Origin of the sequence: Gilliamella sp. App2-1 (assembly GCF_001690255.1) — a bacterium.
In the GTDB taxonomy this organism is placed as follows: Bacteria; Pseudomonadota; Gammaproteobacteria; order Enterobacterales; family Orbaceae; genus Gilliamella; species Gilliamella apicola_G.
Map to the genome: position 1 here is coordinate 171,830 of NZ_LZGR01000043.1, position 21,042 is coordinate 192,871.

General features: G+C 36.1%; 20 protein-coding genes and 1 pseudogene. 8 read left to right on the forward strand and 13 right to left on the reverse strand.

Annotated features, from left to right (window positions below):
• Positions 1–2 precede the first annotated feature (2 nt).
• The 5 genes from hscB to iscR are packed head-to-tail and all read right to left on the reverse strand — an operon-like array spanning position 3 to position 2,969.
• The gene (hscB, locus tag A9G22_RS05980) at positions 3–521 is read right to left on the reverse strand and encodes a Fe-S protein assembly co-chaperone HscB (protein WP_065586700.1); all 519 of its coding nucleotides are present in this window, start codon (positions 519–521) and stop codon (positions 3–5) included.
• Between the two features lie 15 nt (positions 522–536).
• Positions 537–860 (reverse strand): iron-sulfur cluster assembly protein IscA, encoded by a 324-nt coding sequence (gene iscA / locus A9G22_RS05985; RefSeq protein WP_065586701.1) that lies wholly within the window; start codon positions 858–860, stop codon positions 537–539.
• Complete coding sequence (gene iscU / locus A9G22_RS05990; RefSeq protein ID WP_065586702.1) at positions 860–1,246, reverse strand: Fe-S cluster assembly scaffold IscU; 387 nt, start codon at positions 1,244–1,246, stop codon at positions 860–862. Before iscU ends, iscA begins: the two co-directional genes overlap by 1 nt.
• A gap of 15 nt (positions 1,247–1,261) precedes the next feature.
• On the reverse strand, positions 1,262–2,476 hold the full coding sequence (locus A9G22_RS05995) for an IscS subfamily cysteine desulfurase (protein ID WP_065586703.1): 1,215 nt from the start codon (positions 2,474–2,476) through the stop codon (positions 1,262–1,264).
• 37 nt (positions 2,477–2,513) lie between these two features.
• Positions 2,514–2,969 carry a Fe-S cluster assembly transcriptional regulator IscR gene (iscR, locus tag A9G22_RS06000; protein WP_065586704.1) on the reverse strand — a complete coding sequence of 152 codons (456 nt, stop codon included), beginning with the start codon at positions 2,967–2,969 and terminating at the stop codon, positions 2,514–2,516.
• A 162-nt stretch (positions 2,970–3,131) separates the two neighbouring features.
• Between iscR and sltY the strand changes: the two genes are divergently transcribed.
• Together sltY and trpR are read left to right on the forward strand one after the other, a co-directional pair.
• Positions 3,132–5,072, forward strand: a complete 1,941-nt coding sequence (gene sltY, locus A9G22_RS06005) for a murein transglycosylase (RefSeq protein WP_075508513.1) — start codon at positions 3,132–3,134, stop codon at positions 5,070–5,072.
• Positions 5,073–5,083: 11 nt separating this feature from the next.
• Positions 5,084–5,374 (forward strand): trp operon repressor, encoded by a 291-nt coding sequence (gene trpR / locus A9G22_RS06010; protein ID WP_218058752.1) that lies wholly within the window; start codon positions 5,084–5,086, stop codon positions 5,372–5,374.
• A gap of 49 nt (positions 5,375–5,423) precedes the next feature.
• Here trpR and robA read toward each other — a convergent pair whose 3' ends face one another.
• From robA to A9G22_RS06025, 3 genes are all read right to left on the reverse strand, one after another.
• A complete protein-coding gene (gene robA / locus A9G22_RS06015) occupies positions 5,424–6,338 on the reverse strand; it encodes an MDR efflux pump AcrAB transcriptional activator RobA (protein WP_065586707.1) in 915 nt (304 codons plus the stop codon).
• Positions 6,339–6,434: 96 nt separating this feature from the next.
• Complete coding sequence (gene nfuA / locus A9G22_RS06020; RefSeq protein ID WP_065587043.1) at positions 6,435–7,010, reverse strand: Fe-S biogenesis protein NfuA; 576 nt, start codon at positions 7,008–7,010, stop codon at positions 6,435–6,437.
• A 103-nt stretch (positions 7,011–7,113) separates the two neighbouring features.
• Positions 7,114–7,764 carry a phosphoribosyltransferase family protein gene (locus tag A9G22_RS06025; RefSeq protein WP_176700238.1) on the reverse strand — a complete coding sequence of 217 codons (651 nt, stop codon included), beginning with the start codon at positions 7,762–7,764 and terminating at the stop codon, positions 7,114–7,116.
• A gap of 299 nt (positions 7,765–8,063) precedes the next feature.
• On the opposite strand from A9G22_RS06025, the gene A9G22_RS06030 reads away from it, so the two are divergent.
• Positions 8,064–8,630 (forward strand): peptidylprolyl isomerase, encoded by a 567-nt coding sequence (locus A9G22_RS06030; protein WP_065586709.1) that lies wholly within the window; start codon positions 8,064–8,066, stop codon positions 8,628–8,630.
• Positions 8,631–8,687: 57 nt separating this feature from the next.
• Here the strand turns inward: A9G22_RS06030 and pepB are convergent, their stop codons facing one another.
• Positions 8,688–9,968: an aminopeptidase PepB gene (gene pepB, locus A9G22_RS06035; RefSeq protein ID WP_075508514.1), complete on the reverse strand. Its 1,281-nt coding sequence runs from the start codon at positions 9,966–9,968 to the stop codon at positions 8,688–8,690.
• Between the two features lie 101 nt (positions 9,969–10,069).
• Between pepB and A9G22_RS06040 the strand changes: the two genes are divergently transcribed.
• Complete coding sequence (locus A9G22_RS06040) at positions 10,070–10,843, forward strand: tyrosine-protein phosphatase (RefSeq protein WP_075508515.1); 774 nt, start codon at positions 10,070–10,072, stop codon at positions 10,841–10,843.
• Positions 10,844–10,892: 49 nt separating this feature from the next.
• On the opposite strand, the gene A9G22_RS06045 is transcribed toward A9G22_RS06040, so the two are convergent.
• Positions 10,893–11,510, reverse strand: a complete 618-nt coding sequence (locus A9G22_RS06045; RefSeq protein WP_075508516.1) for a 4'-phosphopantetheinyl transferase family protein — start codon at positions 11,508–11,510, stop codon at positions 10,893–10,895.
• A gap of 99 nt (positions 11,511–11,609) precedes the next feature.
• Between A9G22_RS06045 and metC the strand changes: the two genes are divergently transcribed.
• Positions 11,610–12,821, forward strand: a complete 1,212-nt coding sequence (gene metC, locus A9G22_RS06050) for a cystathionine beta-lyase (protein WP_075508517.1) — start codon at positions 11,610–11,612, stop codon at positions 12,819–12,821.
• 38 nt (positions 12,822–12,859) lie between these two features.
• Positions 12,860–14,146 carry a tRNA lysidine(34) synthetase TilS gene (gene tilS, locus A9G22_RS06055; RefSeq protein WP_075508523.1) on the forward strand — a complete coding sequence of 429 codons (1,287 nt, stop codon included), beginning with the start codon at positions 12,860–12,862 and terminating at the stop codon, positions 14,144–14,146.
• A gap of 89 nt (positions 14,147–14,235) precedes the next feature.
• On the opposite strand, the gene A9G22_RS06060 is transcribed toward tilS, so the two are convergent.
• Together A9G22_RS06060 and suhB are read right to left on the reverse strand one after the other, a co-directional pair.
• Positions 14,236–16,416, reverse strand: coding sequence for a heavy metal translocating P-type ATPase (locus A9G22_RS06060; protein WP_065586714.1), 2,181 nt, complete (start codon positions 16,414–16,416; stop codon positions 14,236–14,238).
• A gap of 116 nt (positions 16,417–16,532) precedes the next feature.
• Entirely contained in the window at positions 16,533–17,336 is an 804-nt protein-coding gene (gene suhB / locus A9G22_RS06065; protein ID WP_065586715.1) for an inositol-1-monophosphatase, read from the reverse strand.
• A 237-nt stretch (positions 17,337–17,573) separates the two neighbouring features.
• Here suhB and A9G22_RS06075 point away from each other — a divergent pair.
• Positions 17,574–18,611: pseudogene (locus tag A9G22_RS06075) on the forward strand (IS3 family transposase).
• A 63-nt stretch (positions 18,612–18,674) separates the two neighbouring features.
• On the opposite strand, the gene A9G22_RS06080 reads toward A9G22_RS06075, so the two are convergent.
• On the reverse strand, positions 18,675–19,385 hold the full coding sequence (locus tag A9G22_RS06080; protein ID WP_075508518.1) for a hypothetical protein: 711 nt from the start codon (positions 19,383–19,385) through the stop codon (positions 18,675–18,677).
• Between the two features lie 544 nt (positions 19,386–19,929).
• Here A9G22_RS06080 and A9G22_RS06090 point away from each other — a divergent pair.
• A protein-coding gene (locus tag A9G22_RS06090; protein ID WP_442899740.1) for an IS3 family transposase occupies positions 19,930–21,002 on the forward strand; the annotation gives its coding sequence in 2 pieces (ribosomal slippage) (positions 19,930–20,164 and positions 20,164–21,002; 1,074 coding nt in all).
• The last annotated feature ends 40 nt before the right edge of the window (positions 21,003–21,042 follow it).

Here is a 21,042-nt window from a genome sequence, read left to right on the forward strand (position 1 = left end):
AATTATAAATCAAATTGCTTTTCTTGTAACTTTTCGATTTGTTCAATCAACCTAGCAAGATAGCGGATTTTATAGATCTGGTTAAGTGCAGTTGACCAATTTTGATTAGTTATAAATTGTAATAACTCGTTGTAAACTATATTTTGACGCTCAACAATCTCAGCATGAAAATCATCTAATAATTCAAAATTCCCTTTGCTCTCGATTTCATCAAGCCTTTCACGTAAAACAAATTGCTCCATCAAAAAATCGGCATCATGAATAATATTTTGTTCAGTTGCCACATCAAAACCTTGTAGAGATAAAAAATACTCGGCAGCTTTGATTGGATTTTTTAACGTATGGTAACCATCATTAATGATGGCTGATTTTTGAACAATTGCCACTTTATCATTATCGGTTGCAACGGCAAAATTATCTGGGTGATATTGCCTCTGCAATTGCTGATAATGGGTTGTTAGCTCAGCGGTATTCACCGGTAATTGAACCGGCAAATTAAATAGCTCAAAGTAATTAACCATAATTATTGTGTCCAATTACACATTAAAACTTTCACCACAACCACATTCGTGTTGCGCATTAGGATTATTAAACTTGAAACCTTCGTTTAATCCTTCTTTAACAAAATCAAGTTCAGTGCCATCAATATAGACCAAGCTCTTTTTATCCACGATAACTTTGACTTGTTTGTCTTCAAAGACACGATCATCATCATTAATCACATCGGCAAACTCTAAAACATACGCCATACCAGAACAACCGGATGTTTTAACACCTAATCGTAACCCAACACCTTTTCCTCGATTTGCAAGGAAAGTTTGCACACGATCAGCTGCGCTATTAGTCAATGTGATTGCCATTAGCGTTGTCCTTTTTTCGTTTTATAGTCTTCAATAGCTGCTTTAATAGCATCTTCCGCTAAAATCGAACAGTGAATTTTAACTGGAGGTAAAGCAAGCTCCTTAGCAATATCCGTATTTTTGATCGCTCCTGCTTCGTCCAATGATTTACCTTTTATCCATTCTGTAACTAAGGAACTTGATGCAATTGCACTACCACAACCATAAGTTTTGAACTTAGCATCTTCAATAATCCCATTATCATTCACTTTGATTTGTAGACGCATTACATCCCCACACGCTGGTGCGCCAACCATACCGCTACCAACATTAGGATCATTTTGATCAAATGAACCAACATTACGTGGGTTTTCATAATGATCAACGACTTTTTCACTATATGCCATAATTTACTCCTAATTTTAATGTGCTGACCATTTAATTTTTGTTAAATCAACGCCATCTTTAAACATTTCCCAAAGTGGCGATAAATCTCGTAATTTTCCAATTGATTCTTTAATTAATTTAATAACATAATCAATTTCTTCTTCTTTGGTGAAACGACCAATAGAAAAACGAATAGAGCTATGCGCGAGTTCATCATTAAGACCTAATGCTCGAAGTACATAAGAGGGTTCCAAACTTGCAGATGTACATGCTGAACCAGATGAAACAGCTAAATCTTTTAAAGCCATCATCAATGATTCACCTTCAATATAAGCAAAACTCACATTTAAAATATTTGGCACACTGTGTTCTAAAGATCCATTAAGATAGACTTCTTCAATATCTTTTAAACCATTCCATAAACGATTTTTTAAGGCTAATAAGCGTGGCATTTCGGTTGCCATCTCTTCTCTAGCGATACGATATGCTTCGCCCATACCTACAATTTGGTGTACAGGTAAAGTGCCTGATCTCATCCCACGTTCATGACCACCGCCATGCATTTGTGCTTCAATGCGCACACGTGGTTTGCGTCTTACATAAAGCCCCCCAATACCTTTGGGTCCGTAAATTTTATGACTCGAAAATGACATTAAATCAACTTTTAAGTTGGTCACATTAATGGGTAATTTACCCACAGATTGTGTTGCATCAACATGAAAAACAATACCTCGTTCACGACACATCTCGCCAATTTTTTCAATGTTTTGTATTACACCTGTTTCATTATTAACATGCATAATTGACACAACGGTTGTATCTTTGCGCATTGCTGCTGCAAGTTTATCTAGATCGAGTATACCATTAGATTCTGGTGCTAAATAAGTCACTTCATAGCCTTCTCGCTCAAGTTGGCGACAAGTATCAAGCACAGCTTTGTGCTCAGTTTTACAAGTAATAATGTGCTTACCTTTGACTTGATTAAAATGAGCAGCACCTTTAATTGCTAAATTATCAGCTTCAGTTGCACCTGACGTAAAAACGATTTCACGAGAATCGGCTCCGATAAGATCGGCAATTTGATTACGTGCAATATCAACAGCTTCTTCAGCTTGCCAACCAAATTTATGGGAACGAGATGCCGGATTACCAAATATACCGTCTGGTGTTAAATACTGCATCATTTTTTCAGCAACTCTAGGATCTACAGGCGTTGTAGCTGCATAATCCATGTAAATAGGTAGATTCATTAATTACTCCCAATGACAAATTCTGTATTGTATTTTATTAATTAATTTGAACGTGTTGTATATTATTTTGTCGATTAGCTATGGCTTTAACTTCTTTATTATTCACCAGTTCACTCAATGTAATGCTAGTTAAAAAGTCCTCAATTCGTTCACTTAGATCGTTCCAAAGTGTATGAGTTAAACATCTAACACCACCTTGGCATCCATCTAGCCCATGGCATTTTGTTGCATGCACTGTCTCATCGACAGCTTTAACAATTGAGCTAATAGCAATTTGATCCATAGAACGACTCAGTATATAACCACCTCCAGGACCTCTGACACTGAGAACTAAACCATTTTTTCGTAATCGAGCAAACAATTGTTCAAGATAAGAAAGTGAAATTTCTTGACGTTCTGAAATATCAGCGAGTGATACCGGTCCTGAATCAGCGTGTAAAGCAACATCAAGCATTGCTGTTACTGCATATCGTCCTTTTGATGTCAGTTTCATTGATTATTCCCCTATATTTTATAACGACTATTGTATATATCCTCTTTATTTAGTCAAGTATTTAGTTGAGTATTTTAGTCGGAATTGAACTATAGTTTATCATCGACGCATCATAGCTTAATATGCTAATCTAATTAGCTGATTTAACATAGGAGTTAACGGATGAAATTAGTATTACGTTATTTTTTGATAATCGGTCTATTGTTCACAAGTAACACTTACGCCGCTCATTCTCAAAAGGTGCTACGAGAAAATTATCAAAAATGGCTTAATTCTTATCAAACACTGACTTTTGAAGAACAGCAAACATTGCTCTCTACCATAAAAGATTATCCACTATATCCCTATGCTGCTGTACAGTTTTTTCAGAATAATATTAAAGTAGTTCCTCCGCAAATGGTAAGAGATTTTGTTCACCAATATAATGAATTTCCAGCAACGACTTCAGTAATACAATCTTATTTAACCGAATTAAGCAATCGTCAAGATTGGAATGCAATTGTTTCATTCCCCAAAGATCATTCCACACACTCTAACTGTCGCTATCAATATGCATTACTACAACAAGGAAATATCGAAGCAGCCTTTAGCACTATTAAATCACTTTGGATTACCGGTAAAGAGCTTCCCTCTGCATGCGATCCATTACTCGATGCATGGGCACAAGCAGGTAAACGAACAGCTAATTTAATACTATTACGTATTGAACTGGCTATTGAAGCAAATAATTTAAAATTAGCCAAACACCTAACTAACTTACTTGATAATAATTACAAAACAACTAAAAACAATTTATTAGCTGTACTTGATAATCCTAAAAAATTAGAAGATTTTTCAAAAAATATTAAAGCTAGCCCTTTCACTAAAAAAATTGTCTTAACATCATTTTCTCGCTTAGTAAAAGCAGATATCAACTTAGCAGCATCATTATTACCAAAACTAGTTAAACAGCAAACTTTAAGTGAAACTGAACAAGTTGCATTACAAAAGAGTTTGGCTAACAGCTACTTTACAGATTCCGCAACTGATGAACAAATTAAATGGCGTGATAATTATATTACCAAATATCATGATACAACATTAGTCGAAAAGCGTATCCGCCTTGCTATCGATGACTATAACTTTACTGAAATTGCCTATTGGATAGCACAATTATCGCCGGAAGATCAATTGAAAGAAGAATGGCAATATTGGCAGGCTCGAGTATTACTCAATAATAATCAAAAAAATGAAGCTAACCAAATTTTACAAACATTGACAACCAAACGTGGATTTTATGGCATGATAAGTGCACAAACACTTAATCAACCTTATTCCCTCAATAACCAATCTAAACAGATGACACCATCTGAAATATCAATACTAAAATCTAAATATGATAATCAATCTTATATAAAAAGGATTAATGAATTATATTATTTTGGTATGGTTTCAGAATCAAGCAACGAATGGCGATATATGTTAAATAAGCAAACCAATAAAAATGAATATTTAGCATTAGCTCAATATGCCTTACAAAAAGGCTGGGGCGATCTTAGTATTCAAGCAACTATTGTTGGTAAGCTTTGGAATAACTGGACAGAACGTTTACCTATTATGTACCAAGCCTTATATAACAATGCATTAAAAGATAAAGCGATTCCGTTATCTTATGCTTTAGCTATTTCTCGTCAAGAAAGTGCGCTGGATACCACTGCCAAATCCCCTGCCGGCGCCCGCGGACTTATGCAATTAATGCCAGCAACAGCAAAAGAAACCGCTAAAAAAGTCAATTCAGTCACTTATGTTTCATCGGGACAATTGTTTGATCCTAAAACCAATATAGAATTAGGTACATCCTATTTAAACACTGTTTATCTACAAAATGATAATAATCGTATATTATCTTCAGCAGCTTATAATGCAGGTCCTAATCGTGTAAAAAGATGGCTTAATAATAGTCATGGAAAGCTGGATGCTGTCGCATTTATTGATAGCATACCGTTTACCGAAACGCGCAATTATGTCAAAAATGTATTGGTATATGATTATATTTATCAAATAGTCTTAGGGCAAAAAAATGTCAATATTCTTAATTCAAATGAATTTAATAAACAATATTAATGGTGATTATAATGAAAACTAACGAATGGAAACAGACAGTCGAAATATTACACCAAGCATTTAACGATGGATATTCACTTGATATATTAAAATTATTAATGACCGCTGATGAGCGCGACGCTTTAATTACTCGCGTCAAAATTGTACATTCATTACTTGATGGTTCAATCAATCAACGCCAACTAAAAGAGCAACTTGGAATAGGAATTGCAACTGTAACTCGTGGATCGAACAGTCTAAAAGAAGTAACCCCTGAATTCAAAAAATGGTTGGAAAATATTTTATTAAATTCAGATAATTAATCATATCAGTCAATATCTATTAACCGATTTTTATATCACATTATAACTATCAATTGGATTGGATATTGACTTCACTTTCAGCAACAATCGGCACACAATAATCGCACTCCATACGTGTAATATCTTTAACTGATTCGGCAGTGCCATCATGATGGTTATGATGAATTTCAATTACGCAACTAGAGCTACGCAAACGTACTTTTAATGCGGGCATGGCAGCTAAATGCACTTGCGAAATAAAATCACTAAACTCATCAGGAGACCCAATATATTTAAAACAAAGATACAAGCCACCTTCACTCTCAACCTGTTCAATACTTTCAAGATTATTATTGTGATCTAAAGCAATGGTATAAAGAAGTTCTTGTTCATTAGCATTATCTTTGCTTTTCAATATACGGCTAAAAGCATAAATTTTGTCTGGTAGATTTTCACATTTATGGTTACAGCGAGATATATAATTATAAAAAAATTGCGTTCTTAGTTTATTTTCTTCATCTAATAAGTGACTCAAACTGCAATTATTCTTAAAGGTGATACCCCAAAAAGTTTTTTGAGGCATATTAACAAATTTTGGTTCAGGCAATGAAAGCCTATTTTTATTGAGCTCAATAGCTGGTGTTAATCCTGTAGGATCCCAAAAATCACCACGACGATAACTGGCAGGTGTTTCATTAAATTGTTTTTTAAAAGAACGAGTAAAAGTTTGCTGAGAATCAAAACGATATTGCATCGCAATATCTAAAATGGGTTTACTTGTCATACGTAAAGAAAGTGCGGCATAAGTTAAACGACGATGACGAATATAAGTACCAAGAACCTGACCAGTTACCTCTTTAAACATACGTTGTAAATGCCATTTTGAATAACCTGATTTTTGTGCAACATGATCAATAGATAATGGTTGTTCCAAATTTTTTTCAATCCAAATGATAAGATCTGAAATAATACTAACTTGATTCATAAAACCCCATCAGAATGTCAAATGGCAAACGTCATCCGATTATGACTTAATCCCAGCAATAAGCAAGGTTTAAATAAAAATTATTTTCTGTCATTTTTAGCAAAAAGAATGTGCTCCAGCTTGATGTTCAGTAATATCTTTTACACCAACAAGTTCAGGAAACTCTGTCATTAATTGTTTCTCAATACCTTCTTTCAAAGTGTAATCGACCATTGAACAACCATTACATCCACCACCAAATTGCAATATAACATAGTTATCTTCAGTCAACTCAACTAAGCTAACATGCCCTCCATGACTGGCTAATTGCGGATTTATTTGCGTTTGAATGGCGTAATTAACACGCTCAATAAGTGGCGCATCGTCAGCCACTTTTTTCATTTTTGAATTTGGCGCTTTTAATGTTAACTGCGAACCTAATTCATCAGTCACATAATCAATAACCGTTTCTTCTAAAAATGGTGCACTCATTTCATCAATATAAACTGAAAAATCAGCAAACTTTTCTTCTATGTCGCTATCTTCTACAGTATCAGCCGGACAATACGACACACCACATTCGGCACTTGGCGTACCTGGGTTAATAACAAATACCCGAATTTGTGTTCCATCGGGTTGATTAGCAAGCAATTTTTTAAAGTGCTGTTGAGCTGCTTCAGAAATAGTGATAATAGACATGACCCCTCACTTTAATGTAATTAGGTAATAAACAGACCTAACATCATTTATAATAGTTGACTAGCTTTCTTGGTTATTATAGGGGTTGTTTAGGATTTTACAATACTGTACGACATAAACAAACAACATGAACACTAGTTGCACCACATTTTTTTAGTTGTTGGCTAATTGCATTAATCGTATTACCAGTTGTAACGATATCATCAATGAGCATTACTGATTTATGTGAAAGATCTTGACGGCATATAAAAAGCGTTTCGACATTAGCGATTCGTTCGGTAAGAGATAGATTTTTTTGATCTTGCCTATTTAGCTTTCGAGACAGCAAATAAGGATAAAAGTCACGGTCTAGCCATCTAGCAATCGGTTTTGCTAATAATTCAGCTTGATTAAAGCCACGTGACCAATAACGAATGTGATGCAATGGTACACAAGTGACCAAATCAGGTTTAATTAAAGTATCGATTTTTTGCCGTTGATACCAAGCCAAAAACATCAATCTTGCCAATGCAATATTTAGTTCAATTTTGCTGTAGAACTTTAAATGATGAATCAACTTTTTTAGCGGATTAATATACTCAGAAACAGCAATAAGCTCATCCCAGTATGGTTTTTTTGCACGACATCGATAACATATATCAGTCGATAAAGAGTGTGGTAAACAGCATTGATGACAAACCTTATTAAATTTAGGTATATTTTGAACACATTGGCTACAAATACCATGATGAGATAAAAATAAAGGCATATCACACAAAATACATCGCATAAAATTTAATAAACTTATTTATAAAAAGTTTCAGGGAACTAAATGTTTTAATATAAAAACTGTAGCAATAAAGAACTATTTTTTATAACATACTAACTTTGTAGTATTTATTAACAAAAAACTTCAATACTATAGACCAATCCATTGTGTAATTATATACAATTAAGTACTTATGTGATCTACAACCCAAAAAATTATCCTATTTTGCGCAATTGTTATTTAAATTAACCTAATATTCGGTATAATCAATCAACTTAACTGGAGAAAGGATTTATTATATGAAAAAAATCAAACTATTAATTTTAACATTGTTGTTAACTATTTTTTCAACTGTCGCCCTAGCAGCTCCTAAAGTATTATTACAAACCAGTATGGGTGATATTGAAATCGAATTAGACAGCGAGCATGCCCCCATTACCACGAAAAACTTTCTTGATTATGTTAACAATGGTTTTTATGAAAATTTAACTTTCCATCGCGTCATTCCTGGATTTATGATTCAAGGTGGTGGCGCTGATGATCAACTAAAATTCAAAGAAAATAACCCACCAATTAAAAACGAAGCTGACAATGGCTTAAAAAATGATCGTGGCACCATTGCAATGGCAAGAACAAGTGAAGTAAATAGTGCAACCAGCCAATTTTTTATCAATGTAGTTAACAATGATTTCCTTAATTATCAATCACCAGAAAAGTACGGTTATGCTGTTTTTGGTAAAGTCATTAAAGGAATGGAAATCGTTGATAAAATCGCTAACGTACCAACTAAACGTATGGGACCACATCAAAATGTACCGGCTGAGCCAATTTATATCAAAAAAGCAACTGTTATTGAAAATAATTAAACAATTGTACTTTTTTTAAGAAACAAAAAACCACTTTTTAAAGTGGTTTTTTCAGTTTTATTTAAGCTGACTAAGTAAATTAGCAATTGTCCTTACCCCAATTCCCGTTGCGCCTGTTGCCCATAATGCTGTAGCACTTTTACGAAATGTTGCCGAACAATCAATATGTAACCAATTTTGTTGATAATTTTTAATAAAATGTGATAAGAAAGCCGCAGCAGTACTCGCACCAGCGGTATTAGGTAAACCTGAATTTGCCATATCAGCAAATGATGATGGAAATTGTGAGCGATGAAACTCTGCTAATGGTAATCGCCAAAAAGCCTCATGTTCAATGTTGCTACTAGCTAACAATTGATTAGCAAATTTATCATCAAATGAGAGTAATGATTGATAATCATTCCCCACCGCAATTTTAGCGGCACCTGTTAATGTTGCACAATCAATAATATAATTCGGTTTATCATTATCGGCACAAATTAAACCATCGGCTAAAACTAAACGTCCTTCAGCATCAGTATTATCAACTTCAACCGTTTTACCATTACGATAACGAATAATATCACCAAGTTTAAAAGCGCTGCCACTGACTAAATTATCGGCACAACATAAATAGAGTTTGATACGATGACTTAAGCCACGCGCAATGGCTAGCGCTAAAGCACCCGTTACTAATGCTGCTCCCCCCATATCTGAACGCATTGATTCCATAAAGCTACTTGGTTTTAAACTATAACCCCCCGAATCAAAGGTAATGCCTTTACCAACTAAACAAGCAGTAATCGGTGATTTAGGATTTTGGGTTGGGTTATAATCAAGTTCAAGTAAAGCCGCAGGCCTATCAGAACCTTTACCAACCGCATAGATCCCCATGAAATTATGCTCTTTTAAAACTTCACCCGAAATAATGTTGTAAGTCACATCAGTTGAATAAGTGCTAATTAATTTCACAGCTTGTGTCGCTAACTCAACAGGGCTTAATGTTTCGGCTTGCTGGTTAACAATATCTCGACACCAATCAATAATCGCTAGGCGATGAATTAATTCTTGTTTATCTTTGGTATTAAGTTTTGGCCAATTTACCTGAGTACTTTTTTTCGCATTACGATAACCTAACCAAAAATGCCAACAAGCTTCAAGATCCCAATTTTCGCCACTTAGCTTAACCAAATTTATTCCTTGGTTATCCAGCTTTCTCCCCGCTCGTTGAATCGTTCCTAAACGATGATCTGGTTTATAGTGAATAGTAATTGTATCGTCCGAAAAACTCAGCAGCGCATCTTTTCCCCATTGACTTGGCGCAGCTTTATCAGAAAGTAAAACAGATAACATCGACATAATAAGTACCTTAATCATTAATAAAGCAAAAAGAATGGCTTAATTCTAATCAGAAACATGTTAAGATAGCAAGCGAAGTTAAGTATAAATAAGGACGAGTTATGACATCAGCTATACTAATAAAAAATGGGATTAATTTTCGTGATTTAGGTGGAATTAAAACAATTGACGGACGTCAAATTCGATCTGGTCTACTATACCGTTCAGGCGCATTTTCGCTTATTACGTCAGAAGAGCAGTCTTTTTTATCTGATGAGTTAAAACTGCACTATGTTTTAGACTATCGCGATCCTAATGAAATTGCACAAAATCCAGATAAATTATGGCAAAATATTCATTATATTAATGTGCCTGCTAATCCATTGAGTGATACGGTCACCGCAAGTTTAACAAGCGATTTAGGCAATACCCAACAAATACTTAAAAAAAATGCACCATTTGATTTTATGGTTAAGCTTTATCAACTGCTGCCATTTAATAACCCCGCATACCGAAGACTTTCGTCAATACTACTGAACTCAAAAGGTAAACCATTAGTACAACATTGTGCTGTTGGTAAAGATCGCACTGGTGTTGGCGTCGCATTAACGCTATTTGCTTTAGGTGTGAGCGAAGAAGCCATCATGCAAGATTATTTACTGACTGAACAGCTATTGTCGGATTATCGTGAAAATCTATTAAGCCAATATCAACATACTGTTACTCCTGATGAGTTTGAAAACCGTAAATTAATTTTTGCAGCCAAAAAAGAGTATTTAACAGCAGCATTTGACGCAATTAAAACGCGTTACGATACCATTGACAATTGGTTGTCACAGGAATATCAATTAAACGAAAACAAGAGAAAAAGAATCCAAGATATCTATCTAGTTTAATAAAAAGCAACAACTTATTTTACCATAACAGATCATGGCAAACGTGGTATTAAGATAACAAAATCAATTTAGAAATCGGTTGGTTACTGTTTACCGATAGATGAACATCACACACTTGATGATATTGATAATAAAATTGTTGTGCAAAAGGCGCTGTAATCAGCTGCTGTCTAAAGTCAATTTTAACCGATTTAATTTGCCAAACCCCTTTGGCATATAGTTTTAATGCAGACTCTTTCAACGTCCATAATTGCCAAAAAGCCGTTAATGTATCTTCTTGTTTGATCATCCATTGATACTCATCATCCGCAAAAAAGTTTTTAGCCACATTTAAATAGTTTTTACGCGGGCGAGCTACTTCGATATCTAAGCCAATCTTACTCGTTAATGAAATTGCTACCGCCACCCAATCTTTACTATGACTGATATTAAAATCCGGTAGGTGGCGTTCTACAAAACAGGGGCGACCATTATCACCGACTTTAATAGTGGGTAACACCGAAATATTACAATACTGTTTAAGCAAGTGAGCCAAAATTGAACGGCAAACCAAAAACTGTTTTTTGCGTTGACCTTTTAATTTATTCGCTTCATCAATAAGCGATGTCGGCAGCAGTGAAAAATCAATGTCAGTATCATTAAGGCAAGCAAGTTGAACTATTAGCATAATTAGCAAGAGGATATTAATAAAATTTATTTTTTACTATTTTAACAGCATGCTATGCTAACTGTTATTAAAATTTATAAAGTAGCAAAAGGAATCTTCATGTCATTACCAACCAAATTAGTTCACGCAGGACGAAAAAAATGCTACACCCAAGGCGCAGTGAATTCAGTCATTCAGCGTGCTTCATCACTTGTTTTTGATACAGTGGTTGCTAAAAAAGAAGCAACCGAAAATCGCGCTAAAGGTGCACTATTTTATGGGCGACGCGGAACATTAACTCATTTTGCGCTACAAGATGCCATGATTGAAATTGAAGGAGGGGCTGGTTGCTACCTCTATCCTTGTGGCGCAGCGGCAATCACCAATGCCATTTTAGCCTTTGTAAAGGCGGGTGATCATATATTAGTCTCTGAAGCTGCTTACGAACCCACTCAAGAATTTTGTCAACATATTTTAAAAGATTTTGGTGTTGAAACAGATTACTTTTCGCCGTTAGTGGGGCGCTATATTACAAACCATATCAAGCCAAATACTAAAGTCGTATTTTTAGAATCGCCAAGTTCAATTACGATGGAAGTCCACGATGTACTATCAATTGTTAAAGCAATACGAAGTGTCAACCCTGACATTATCATTATGATCGATAACACATGGAGTGCAGGCGTTTTATTTAAAGCGTTAGAGCATGATATTGATATCTCAATACAAGCCGGAACCAAATACCTAATCGGTCATTCTGATGCCATGCTAGGCACTGTTGTAGCTAATGAGCGCTGTTGGGATACTTTGCGTGAGCGCTCATATTTAATGGGACAAATGTGTGATGCAGATACCGCCTATATGGCTGCGCGCGGTTTACGCACATTAGCAATAAGATTAAAACAACATCACGAAAGCGGTTTAAAAGTAGCAAAATGGCTAGCCAGTCACCCAAAAGTGGCGACCGTCAATCATCCAGCATTAGAAAGTTGTAAAGGACATGAGTTTTTTAAACGTGATTTTTCGGGGGCAAGTGGATTATTTTCTTTTGTACTCAAAGATCGATTAAATGACGTACAATTATCAGATTTTATAGATAACCTAACTTACTTCTCGATGGCTTATTCATGGGGTGGATTTGAGTCATTAATTTTAGCCAATCAACCCGAAGAACTTGCAAACATTAGACCGGTATCTGGCGTAGACTTTGCAGGAACACTGATTCGGCTACATATAGGACTTGAAGATCCTGATGACTTAATTACCGATCTTGCGGCTGGTTTAGACAGAATCAAACAACATAAAAATAAAACCAATGCATTACAAAGCTAGGTGTAATTAAATAGAAGATGAATAACCCACTCCCAACAATGTTTGATGAAAACATCAAACAAACAATTATGCATAAAATCACACACCACAAAGCACTACTGGTTGCTTATAGTGGTGGTGTTGATTCAACCGTATTAATGCATGCACTAGTTGCACTCAAACAGCAATTATTACCTGATTTAAAGCTAAGGGCGATCTATATTCATCATGGTTTGAGCAGTAATGCTGACCACTGGGCAATGCATTGCCAAAAACAATGCCACACCTGGCAAGTTCCACTGATTATTGAAAAAGTCAAACTCGACCCTAATGCAGGAAATATCGAAGAACAAGCTAGAAATGCGCGTTACCAAGCTATCTATCGTCATTTAAAAAATGATGAAACCTTATGCACTGCGCAACATCTTGATGATCAATGCGAAACTTTCTTTTTAGCATTAAAACGCGGTAGTGGTCCTGCGGGATTGGCTGCCATGCCACAGGAAAATAAACAGCATCTTCGCCCTTTATTAACAATTTCACGCGCACAAATTGAAACTTATGCTAATAAGCATCAACTCAACTGGATAGAAGATGAAAGCAATCAAGATGATCGTTATGACCGCAATTTTTTACGCTTAAAGGTCTTACCAATACTGAATCAACGCTGGCCACATTTTTCGCAAATGGTGGCACGCAGTGCTGAATTATGTCAGCAACAAGAAGCGTTAATTAATGAATTATTATTAGCTGATTTTCAACAAATGGTTAGCCAACAAGGACAGCTAAATCTAGCGCCTTTAATGACGTGTTCAGAATATAAACGCAATGCTGTGTTGCGCATGTGGCTGCGATCTCAACAAATGACTATGCCAAGCCAAAAGCAATTAGCACTCATTTGGCAAACGGTTGTGCTAGCAAAAGAAGATGCCAACCCTAAATTCTTACTACATTGCAGGCAAATTCGTCGCTATCAAAATCAACTCTATTTATTACCGTTATACCAAAATATTGAACAACAAATCCTCAACTGGGATTTGGCTTTACCTTTAAATCTGCCAGATAGTGTTGGTAAATTGCAGATTAATTATCAAACTGATTTATCCTGCCGTTTACCCCATGCAGATGAACAAGTCACTGTACGATTTCATGCTAAAGGACAATTTCAAATTATCAATCGAAATGGATCGCGATCAATAAAAAAACTATGGCAAGAACATAACATTCCGCCGTGGATGCGTACACGAATCCCGTTGATTTACTATAATGAACAACTGATCTGCGCTGTTGGCAAGTTTGTTACCGAACAAGGAAAGGGCTCACAAATTAGCTTTAGTTTAATTTAATTATTTATGCAATTAAACATAAAAATAATAAAGGCGGCACTTAACCACCTTTATTTAAGTGTTAAAATTCTAACTTTTGCTATGCACGATTAAGATCTTGCCTTCCAACGTTTAAGTAACAACGCATTAGTAACCACACTTACGCTACTTAACGCCATGGCAGCGCCTGCTATCATTGGATTTAAAAATCCAAATGCCGCTAGCGGAATACCAATCAAGTTATAGAAAAATGCCCAAAATAGATTTTGTTTAATCTTATGATAAGTTCGGCGCGAAATATCGATTGCATCAGCAACTAAAAACAGATTACCACGCATGAGGGTAATACTTGCTGCATGCATAGCCACATCGGTGCCCGTGCCCATGGCAATACCAATATCCGCAGCAGCCAATGCTGGTGCATCATTAATCCCATCTCCCACCATTGCCACTCGATTATGGGTATCAACATGACTTTCTTTTTGTAATTGATAAATATAATTGGCTTTATCTTGTGGTAACACTTCAGCAATGACTTCATCCAAGCCTAACTGCTGCCCTACGTAATTCGCCGCTTTCTGGTTATCCCCAGTTAACATAACGTTTTTTACATTTAACTGATGCAATGCTTCAATGGCGGTTTTCGCTTCTGGCTTGATTACATCAGCAAAACCAAATAGCGCTAATATTACCACATTACCTTCTAATTGCTGCTTAGCTAAAAATGAAATGGTGTAACCTTTACTGGCTAACTCATTAATCTTATCGTCCATACCAACAAAATAGGCATTTAATGATTTCATCCATCGCAAACTACCTAAATAATACTCCGTATTATTAACCGTAGCCATCACCCCCGATCCCGCTACTGAGGTAATATTTTGAGCACGACTATACTCTTTGACTTTACTTAAAATGGCTTTAGCAAGTGGATGTTCACTACCCGCTTGCAGAGAGGCCGCGATCGATAAAATTTGATTGGGTGTCTCACTACCTATAATATCCATCTCGACTAATTCAGGCTTACCCATGGTGAGTGTACCGGTTTTATCAAATGCGACTGTATTAATACTGTGCAACGTTTCTAACGCTTCGGCATCTTTAATTAAAATACCATGGCGAGCAGCCACCCCAGTCCCCACCATAATCGCGGTTGGTGTTGCCAAGCCTAACGCACATGGGCAAGCAATCACTAACACCGCAACCGCATAAAGTAAAGCTTGCTGCCAATCATGCAATATCATTCCCCAAGCCAATAGCGTAACTAGTGCAATCAATAAAATCACCGGCACAAAAATCGCACTAATGCGATCAACGATTCGTTGAATCGGCGCTTTCTTGGCCTGTGCCGATTCAACCATTTCAATGATTTTGGATAAAGTAGAATCAGCCTGAATAGCTGTGGTTTTAACAAGCAGTAGGCCTTCACCATTAATCGTACCACCAGTCACCACATCGTTAACCGATTTATTTACAGGCAAGCTCTCACCGGTTAACATTGACTCATCGCTACTTGATGTGCCTTCAATCACAATACCATCAACAGCAATACGCTCACCGGGCTTAACAATAACAATATCCCCCACATTAACTTGGCTAATGGGTAAACTTACTTCTTGATCACCTTGCTTGACTAACGCAACATCTGGCCGTAGCGAAGAAAGCGCTTCGATGGCTTGGGTAGTTTGATGTTTAGCGCTTGATTCTAGCCATTTACCGATCAAGATTAAGGTAATAATAATAACTGACGATTCAAAATAAAGATGTTCACCATTGCCAGTCATCAACTGATAAACCGATAATCCATACGCAGCACTTGTGCCAATAGCAACCAATAAATCCATATTGCCAGCCCCTGCTTTAACCGCACTAAAGCCATTTCGATAAAATTTAGCCCCCAAACCAAATTGTACAACCGATGCAATCCCCCATTGCAACCAAGCAGGCAACATCCAATTTATCCCAAACGGCGCTAATAGCATTGGCAATACAAAAGGAATAACAAGCATTACAGCTGTCACAACAGGCCAGGTAGCATATTGTTTTTTCGTTATTTTTTTATTATCTGCTGATTCGTCAATTTTAACCGCATGATAACCCGTTTTCTCAACTGCAGACATTAATGTTTCGAGCTTTACATGTGCATCAGCATCAACCGTTGCTTTTTCAGTCGCGAGATTAACGCTGACATCAATTACACCATCGACTTTTTTAAGTGCTTTTTCAACGCGCCCAACACAAGATGCGCAGCTCATATCTTCAACAATAAAATAATATTGGACCGTTTTCATGATATATACCTTATATGGTTTATGAAGTTTAAAGTTAGTATATACTGAATATTAGAGGTTATGCACAAAAATAAAGCGGAATCACAGGGCTTATAAAACCCTGTAAAAAAAGGAAGTTAGTTACGTAATTTTTCTGGCCAATCGTTTTGGGTAGAAACCAATAAATCTTTTACAATTCTAGGATTACCAGCCACAACATTGCCTGAAACCATATAGTTATTACCACCAGCAAAATCGGTAATGACCCCTCCCGCTTCACGCAAAATCAGCTCGCCACCAGCGATATCCCATGGTTTTAAGCCAATTTCAAAAAAGCCATCTAAACGACCTGCGGCAACATAAGCCAAATCTAAAGCGGCCGAACCTGCACGACGAAAATCACCACATTTAACAAATAACTTTTGCAAAACGGCAAAATAACTATCGCTGTATTGTTTAGCTTTAAATGGGAAAGCCGTTGCCAATACGCTACCATCTAAATCTTTCGCATTACTCACTCGAATACGGTAACCATTAAGCTGAGCACCTTTACCACGGGCAGCTGTAAACAGTTCATTACTCATTGGATTATAAACCACAGCAACTTCGGTCTTACCTTTAACTCGAGCTGCGATTGATACAGCAAAATGCGGAATATTTTTAATAAAATTAGTCGTACCATCAATTGGATCGATTATCCACTGTGTATCGGCATCATTACCTTTAGCAAGACCGCTTTCTTCGGCAATAATAGTATGATCAGGATAGGCTTTTTTGATTGTTTCAATAATCAAGGCTTCAGCCGCACGATCTGCATTAGTGGCAAAATCGTTAGCGCCTTTGGCTTCGATTTCGATTGAACTAGGATTTTCATAAGCCTTGATGGCTACATTACCTGCTTTACGAGCAGCGCGAATAGCAATATTCAGCATCGGATGCATAATTTTTTTCCAATTGATGATGTTAAAGAACGGATTGATTTAGTAAAACTAAATTTAGTCATACTAAAAATTACAACATAGTATATCGGTTTTGCAACTTTAATACCAGACTAAGCGAAGATTGATAGGTAAAATATCTATGTAACTATTATATATCAAATAGGATCTGATCCTCGCCAAAAAAGTGGACAGAAGTCGCCTCTATGATATAAATACAAATTATAGGAGACAAATATCATGGTCAGAAAATTTAGTGTCAAATTCAAACAACAATTAATCGAGTATGCGTTACCTCATGCACACTTTTCTATCAGCGAACTTGCCAACCACTTAGGAATAGACAAATCAACCCTAGATAAATGGATTAGACAACTTGCACTTTGCACTGAATAAAACCAGTCGCTGAAGTACGCTTATATGAAAAATCATTTAACCTGCTATCCCGTTACTAGAATATGCTCGTTACTTGGTGTCAGTTCATCGGGTTATTATGCCTGGTTAAAAAGTGCAAACAAATCAGCCAAACTCAGCGAGTATATCCAAAAGCAGTATTGGCACCATAAGGCCCATTTGGGGGTCACCGAGGCTACTTGATGCTAGGGGGATGCAGGCTATCAAGTTTCAGAAAGGACAATTAGCCGTGTTTTGCAACAATTGGGATTACGGAGTAAAGCAGCACGTAAATTCAAGTATAAAACAGATACGGCTCATCACAATATTGCGCCCAACACGTTAAATAGGCAATTTAACCCTGATAAGCCGAATACGACATGGGTAACCGATATTACTTATATTAAAACGGGTGAAGGTTGGTTATATTTGTCGGTGATTATCGATTTATATGGACGAAAAGTGATTGCTAGGCAAACGAGTCGCTACATAGACCGCCATTTAGTGTGTAATACATTAAAACAAGCCTTATTTGGGCGTCAATTTCCTAAAAATGTACTCATCCATAGTGACCAAGGAAGCCAATATGGCAGTGCTGATTTCAAGCAATTATTGTTACAATATGGGCTAAGGCAAAGCCTGAGTCGAAGAGGCAACTGCTTTGATAATGCGGTTGTTGAAAGTTTTTTTCATACACTCAAAACACACATTATTCATGACTGTTACTACAAAACGAGAAAACTGGCTAATAAAGCACTATTTGAATATATTGAAATCTATTATAATCGGATACGCCGTCATTCAGCCAATGGCTGGGTATCACCTGAACAATATGAACAACAATATTACCAAAATGAAAAAATGATAGAGGTAGGCACTGTCTAATATTTTGGCGAGGATCATTCGCTTAGTTCAAAAATTAGGTAAATATATAAATTTATTTACGAGTCATTTTTCTCGTTGCTTGGCAAGGTCAATAAGTTTGTCTAGGCTAATCAGAGCATTCATCACATCATTTTGACATGTACTTTCATCATTTTGATATATATCTTCATCATCTTGATATGTATCTTCTCTTGTAACCCATATTAGCCAAGCTTTAATTGCTAAATATTCGTCAACAGTTAATGTTGCCCAGCGGTCAAAGCGATAACTATTAGATAGTATTTCTTCAAAATCCATAATCCAAAATACGATTCTATCTATAAATTCTTTAATCCCTGCTTTTTGCTCCTCTATAGCTCTTGCTTTAGCTCTAGTTCTAGCTAAAACTATATCTATAGCTTTAGCTTTAGCCTCAGCCTCAGCTTCAGCTCTAACTATAGCTTCGGCTTCAGCTATAGCTATATCTAGAGCTTTAGCTGAAGTGATGAGTAATCCAGGTAAATAATAAGCATGAGCTGATGGCGTAAACGCATATAAAGCTTCCACATAGTTCATGTATATATCAAGAGTGATATCTTGCCAATTCTTACCCAAAAACTGTTTTAGCGCAATTTCATCATCAGGCATTATTATTTTGGAATATTCAAAGCTTAATTTCCACATATCTTTTGGACGCTCTCGCCAAGAGAATGCAGTCGTTATTTTATTGAATAATATTTTTTCATATATAACATCATATTTTTCCTGTTCAGGTGCGATTACCTTTTTCACCATCGAAGTTCCTTTTTCAATTTATCACCAATTTTATAACATCTTTTTATTTCACTCTCTATCTGATTGATCCTCGCCAAAATATTTGGACAGGCTATACTAATTAGTACCTGTTTTATCAGGTTATTGTTACGATAAACAAAAAAACAAAAGAAATCACCCATGACAAATCGCATTTCAAGAAGAAAAAAACGCCGTTTTACTTACCAATAAAAAAACAAATGGTGATTCTATATCAACATGCTAAAAAATAAACAAATATTATTACTGAATATGACATCACTAAATCCACATTAGATAAGTGGATAAAGCAATATCAAACCACTGCCTATTGTTTAAACTCTGCGCTAAATTTTTTGACACATAATGTGTTCTCCTATGATTTGTACTATTTTAGGGGGATATTTACAGATTTGATGTTCAGTCATTTTTTCATATTTAAATCCTCAGTGGGTTAATAAAGAGAATGTAACTATCCCCTAAAATAGTACAGCAAAAAGTAGAAAATTCTCTATGATACAAGTAAAGAGGATTTAATTATGAAAAAATGACTGAACATCAAATCGTCGCTATTTTAAAAGAAGCTGAAGCAGGTATTCCTGTCAAGGAACTCTGCCGTAAATATGGCATGGGGAATTCAACTTTCTATAAATGGCGAGAAAAATACGGCGGAATGGAAACGTCGGATATCAAACGCTTAAAAGAGCTGGAGGCTGAAAACCGTAAGCTTAAGCAGATGTTTGCTGAGCTCAGTTTAAAATCTCAGCTTCAGGAAGAAATCATAAAAAAGCTTTAGTGCCAACTGGGGCACGTAAAACGTGGGCACAGCAACTACAACAAAATCATTTGGTTACTATTGCTATGAGTTGTGCCATTGTTGGCTTAAGCCGTTGTGCTTACTATTATCAACCTAAGTTACAGGATGATTCGGTGATTGTTTCGGTATTGAATGCTATCACAGACCGGCATTTACGCTGGGGCTTTCCTAAATGCTTTAATCGTATCAGAAAGCTCGGCTATAAATGGAATCATAAACGGGTATATCGGGTGTATTGTGAATTAAAGCTTAATCTCAGGGTAAAGCGTAAAAAACGTATTCCTCCACGAAGCCCAGAAAGGCTATTGGTTCCTAATAAACAAGGTGAATGTTGGTCAATGGATTTTATGAGTGACAGTAGCTGTAATCAACGTCGCTTTAGGACATTCAATGTCATTGATGACTTTAATCGTGAGGCGTTAGGTATTGATATTGCAGTAAGCTTACCGGCAGGGAGAGTTACCCGTTACTTAGATAAACTGGCTGAATATCATGGCTATCTATTAAAAATACGCGTCGATAATGGACCAGAATTTACAGGAAAAACCTTTATAAACTGGGCTAAATCACATGATATAGCCATTGATTATATAGAGCCCGGTAGCCCATATCAAAACGGGTACATTGAACGATTTAATCGCACCTATCGTACTGAAGTACTCGATTTATATCTTTTTAACAACTTAGCACAAGCAAGGAGAATAACCGAAGAATGGTTAACGATTTATAACACCGAAAGACCGCATGAGGCATTAAATAACATGACGCCGATTGAGTATAAAACACTAAGACAAGCAGTATGATTTTCTACTTGAATCTTGTACTAAGTTTGGGGTATTTACA

Excerpts from the sequence above, each read along its gene's own strand:
- hscB (WP_065586700.1), bottom strand. The coding sequence starts at position 521 with ATGGTTAATTACTTTGAGCTATTTAATTTGCCGGTTCAATTACCGGTG.
- iscA (WP_065586701.1), bottom strand. The coding sequence starts at position 860 with ATGGCAATCACATTGACTAATAGCGCAGCTGATCGTGTGCAAACTTTC.
- iscU (WP_065586702.1), bottom strand. The coding sequence starts at position 1,246 with ATGGCATATAGTGAAAAAGTCGTTGATCATTATGAAAACCCACGTAAT.
- A9G22_RS05995 (WP_065586703.1), bottom strand. The coding sequence starts at position 2,476 with ATGAATCTACCTATTTACATGGATTATGCAGCTACAACGCCTGTAGAT.
- iscR (WP_065586704.1), bottom strand. The coding sequence starts at position 2,969 with ATGAAACTGACATCAAAAGGACGATATGCAGTAACAGCAATGCTTGAT.
- sltY (WP_075508513.1), top strand. The coding sequence starts at position 3,132 with ATGAAATTAGTATTACGTTATTTTTTGATAATCGGTCTATTGTTCACA.
- trpR (WP_218058752.1), top strand. The coding sequence starts at position 5,084 with ATGAAAACTAACGAATGGAAACAGACAGTCGAAATATTACACCAAGCA.
- robA (WP_065586707.1), bottom strand. The coding sequence starts at position 6,338 with ATGAATCAAGTTAGTATTATTTCAGATCTTATCATTTGGATTGAAAAA.
- A9G22_RS06025 (WP_176700238.1), bottom strand. The coding sequence starts at position 7,764 with ATGCCTTTATTTTTATCTCATCATGGTATTTGTAGCCAATGTGTTCAA.
- A9G22_RS06030 (WP_065586709.1), top strand. The coding sequence starts at position 8,064 with ATGAAAAAAATCAAACTATTAATTTTAACATTGTTGTTAACTATTTTT.
- pepB (WP_075508514.1), bottom strand. The coding sequence starts at position 9,968 with ATGTCGATGTTATCTGTTTTACTTTCTGATAAAGCTGCGCCAAGTCAA.
- A9G22_RS06040 (WP_075508515.1), top strand. The coding sequence starts at position 10,070 with ATGACATCAGCTATACTAATAAAAAATGGGATTAATTTTCGTGATTTA.
- A9G22_RS06045 (WP_075508516.1), bottom strand. The coding sequence starts at position 11,510 with ATGCTAATAGTTCAACTTGCTTGCCTTAATGATACTGACATTGATTTT.
- metC (WP_075508517.1), top strand. The coding sequence starts at position 11,610 with ATGTCATTACCAACCAAATTAGTTCACGCAGGACGAAAAAAATGCTAC.
- tilS (WP_075508523.1), top strand. The coding sequence starts at position 12,860 with ATGTTTGATGAAAACATCAAACAAACAATTATGCATAAAATCACACAC.
- A9G22_RS06060 (WP_065586714.1), bottom strand. The coding sequence starts at position 16,416 with ATGAAAACGGTCCAATATTATTTTATTGTTGAAGATATGAGCTGCGCA.
- suhB (WP_065586715.1), bottom strand. The coding sequence starts at position 17,336 with ATGCATCCGATGCTGAATATTGCTATTCGCGCTGCTCGTAAAGCAGGT.
- A9G22_RS06080 (WP_075508518.1), bottom strand. The coding sequence starts at position 19,385 with ATGGTGAAAAAGGTAATCGCACCTGAACAGGAAAAATATGATGTTATA.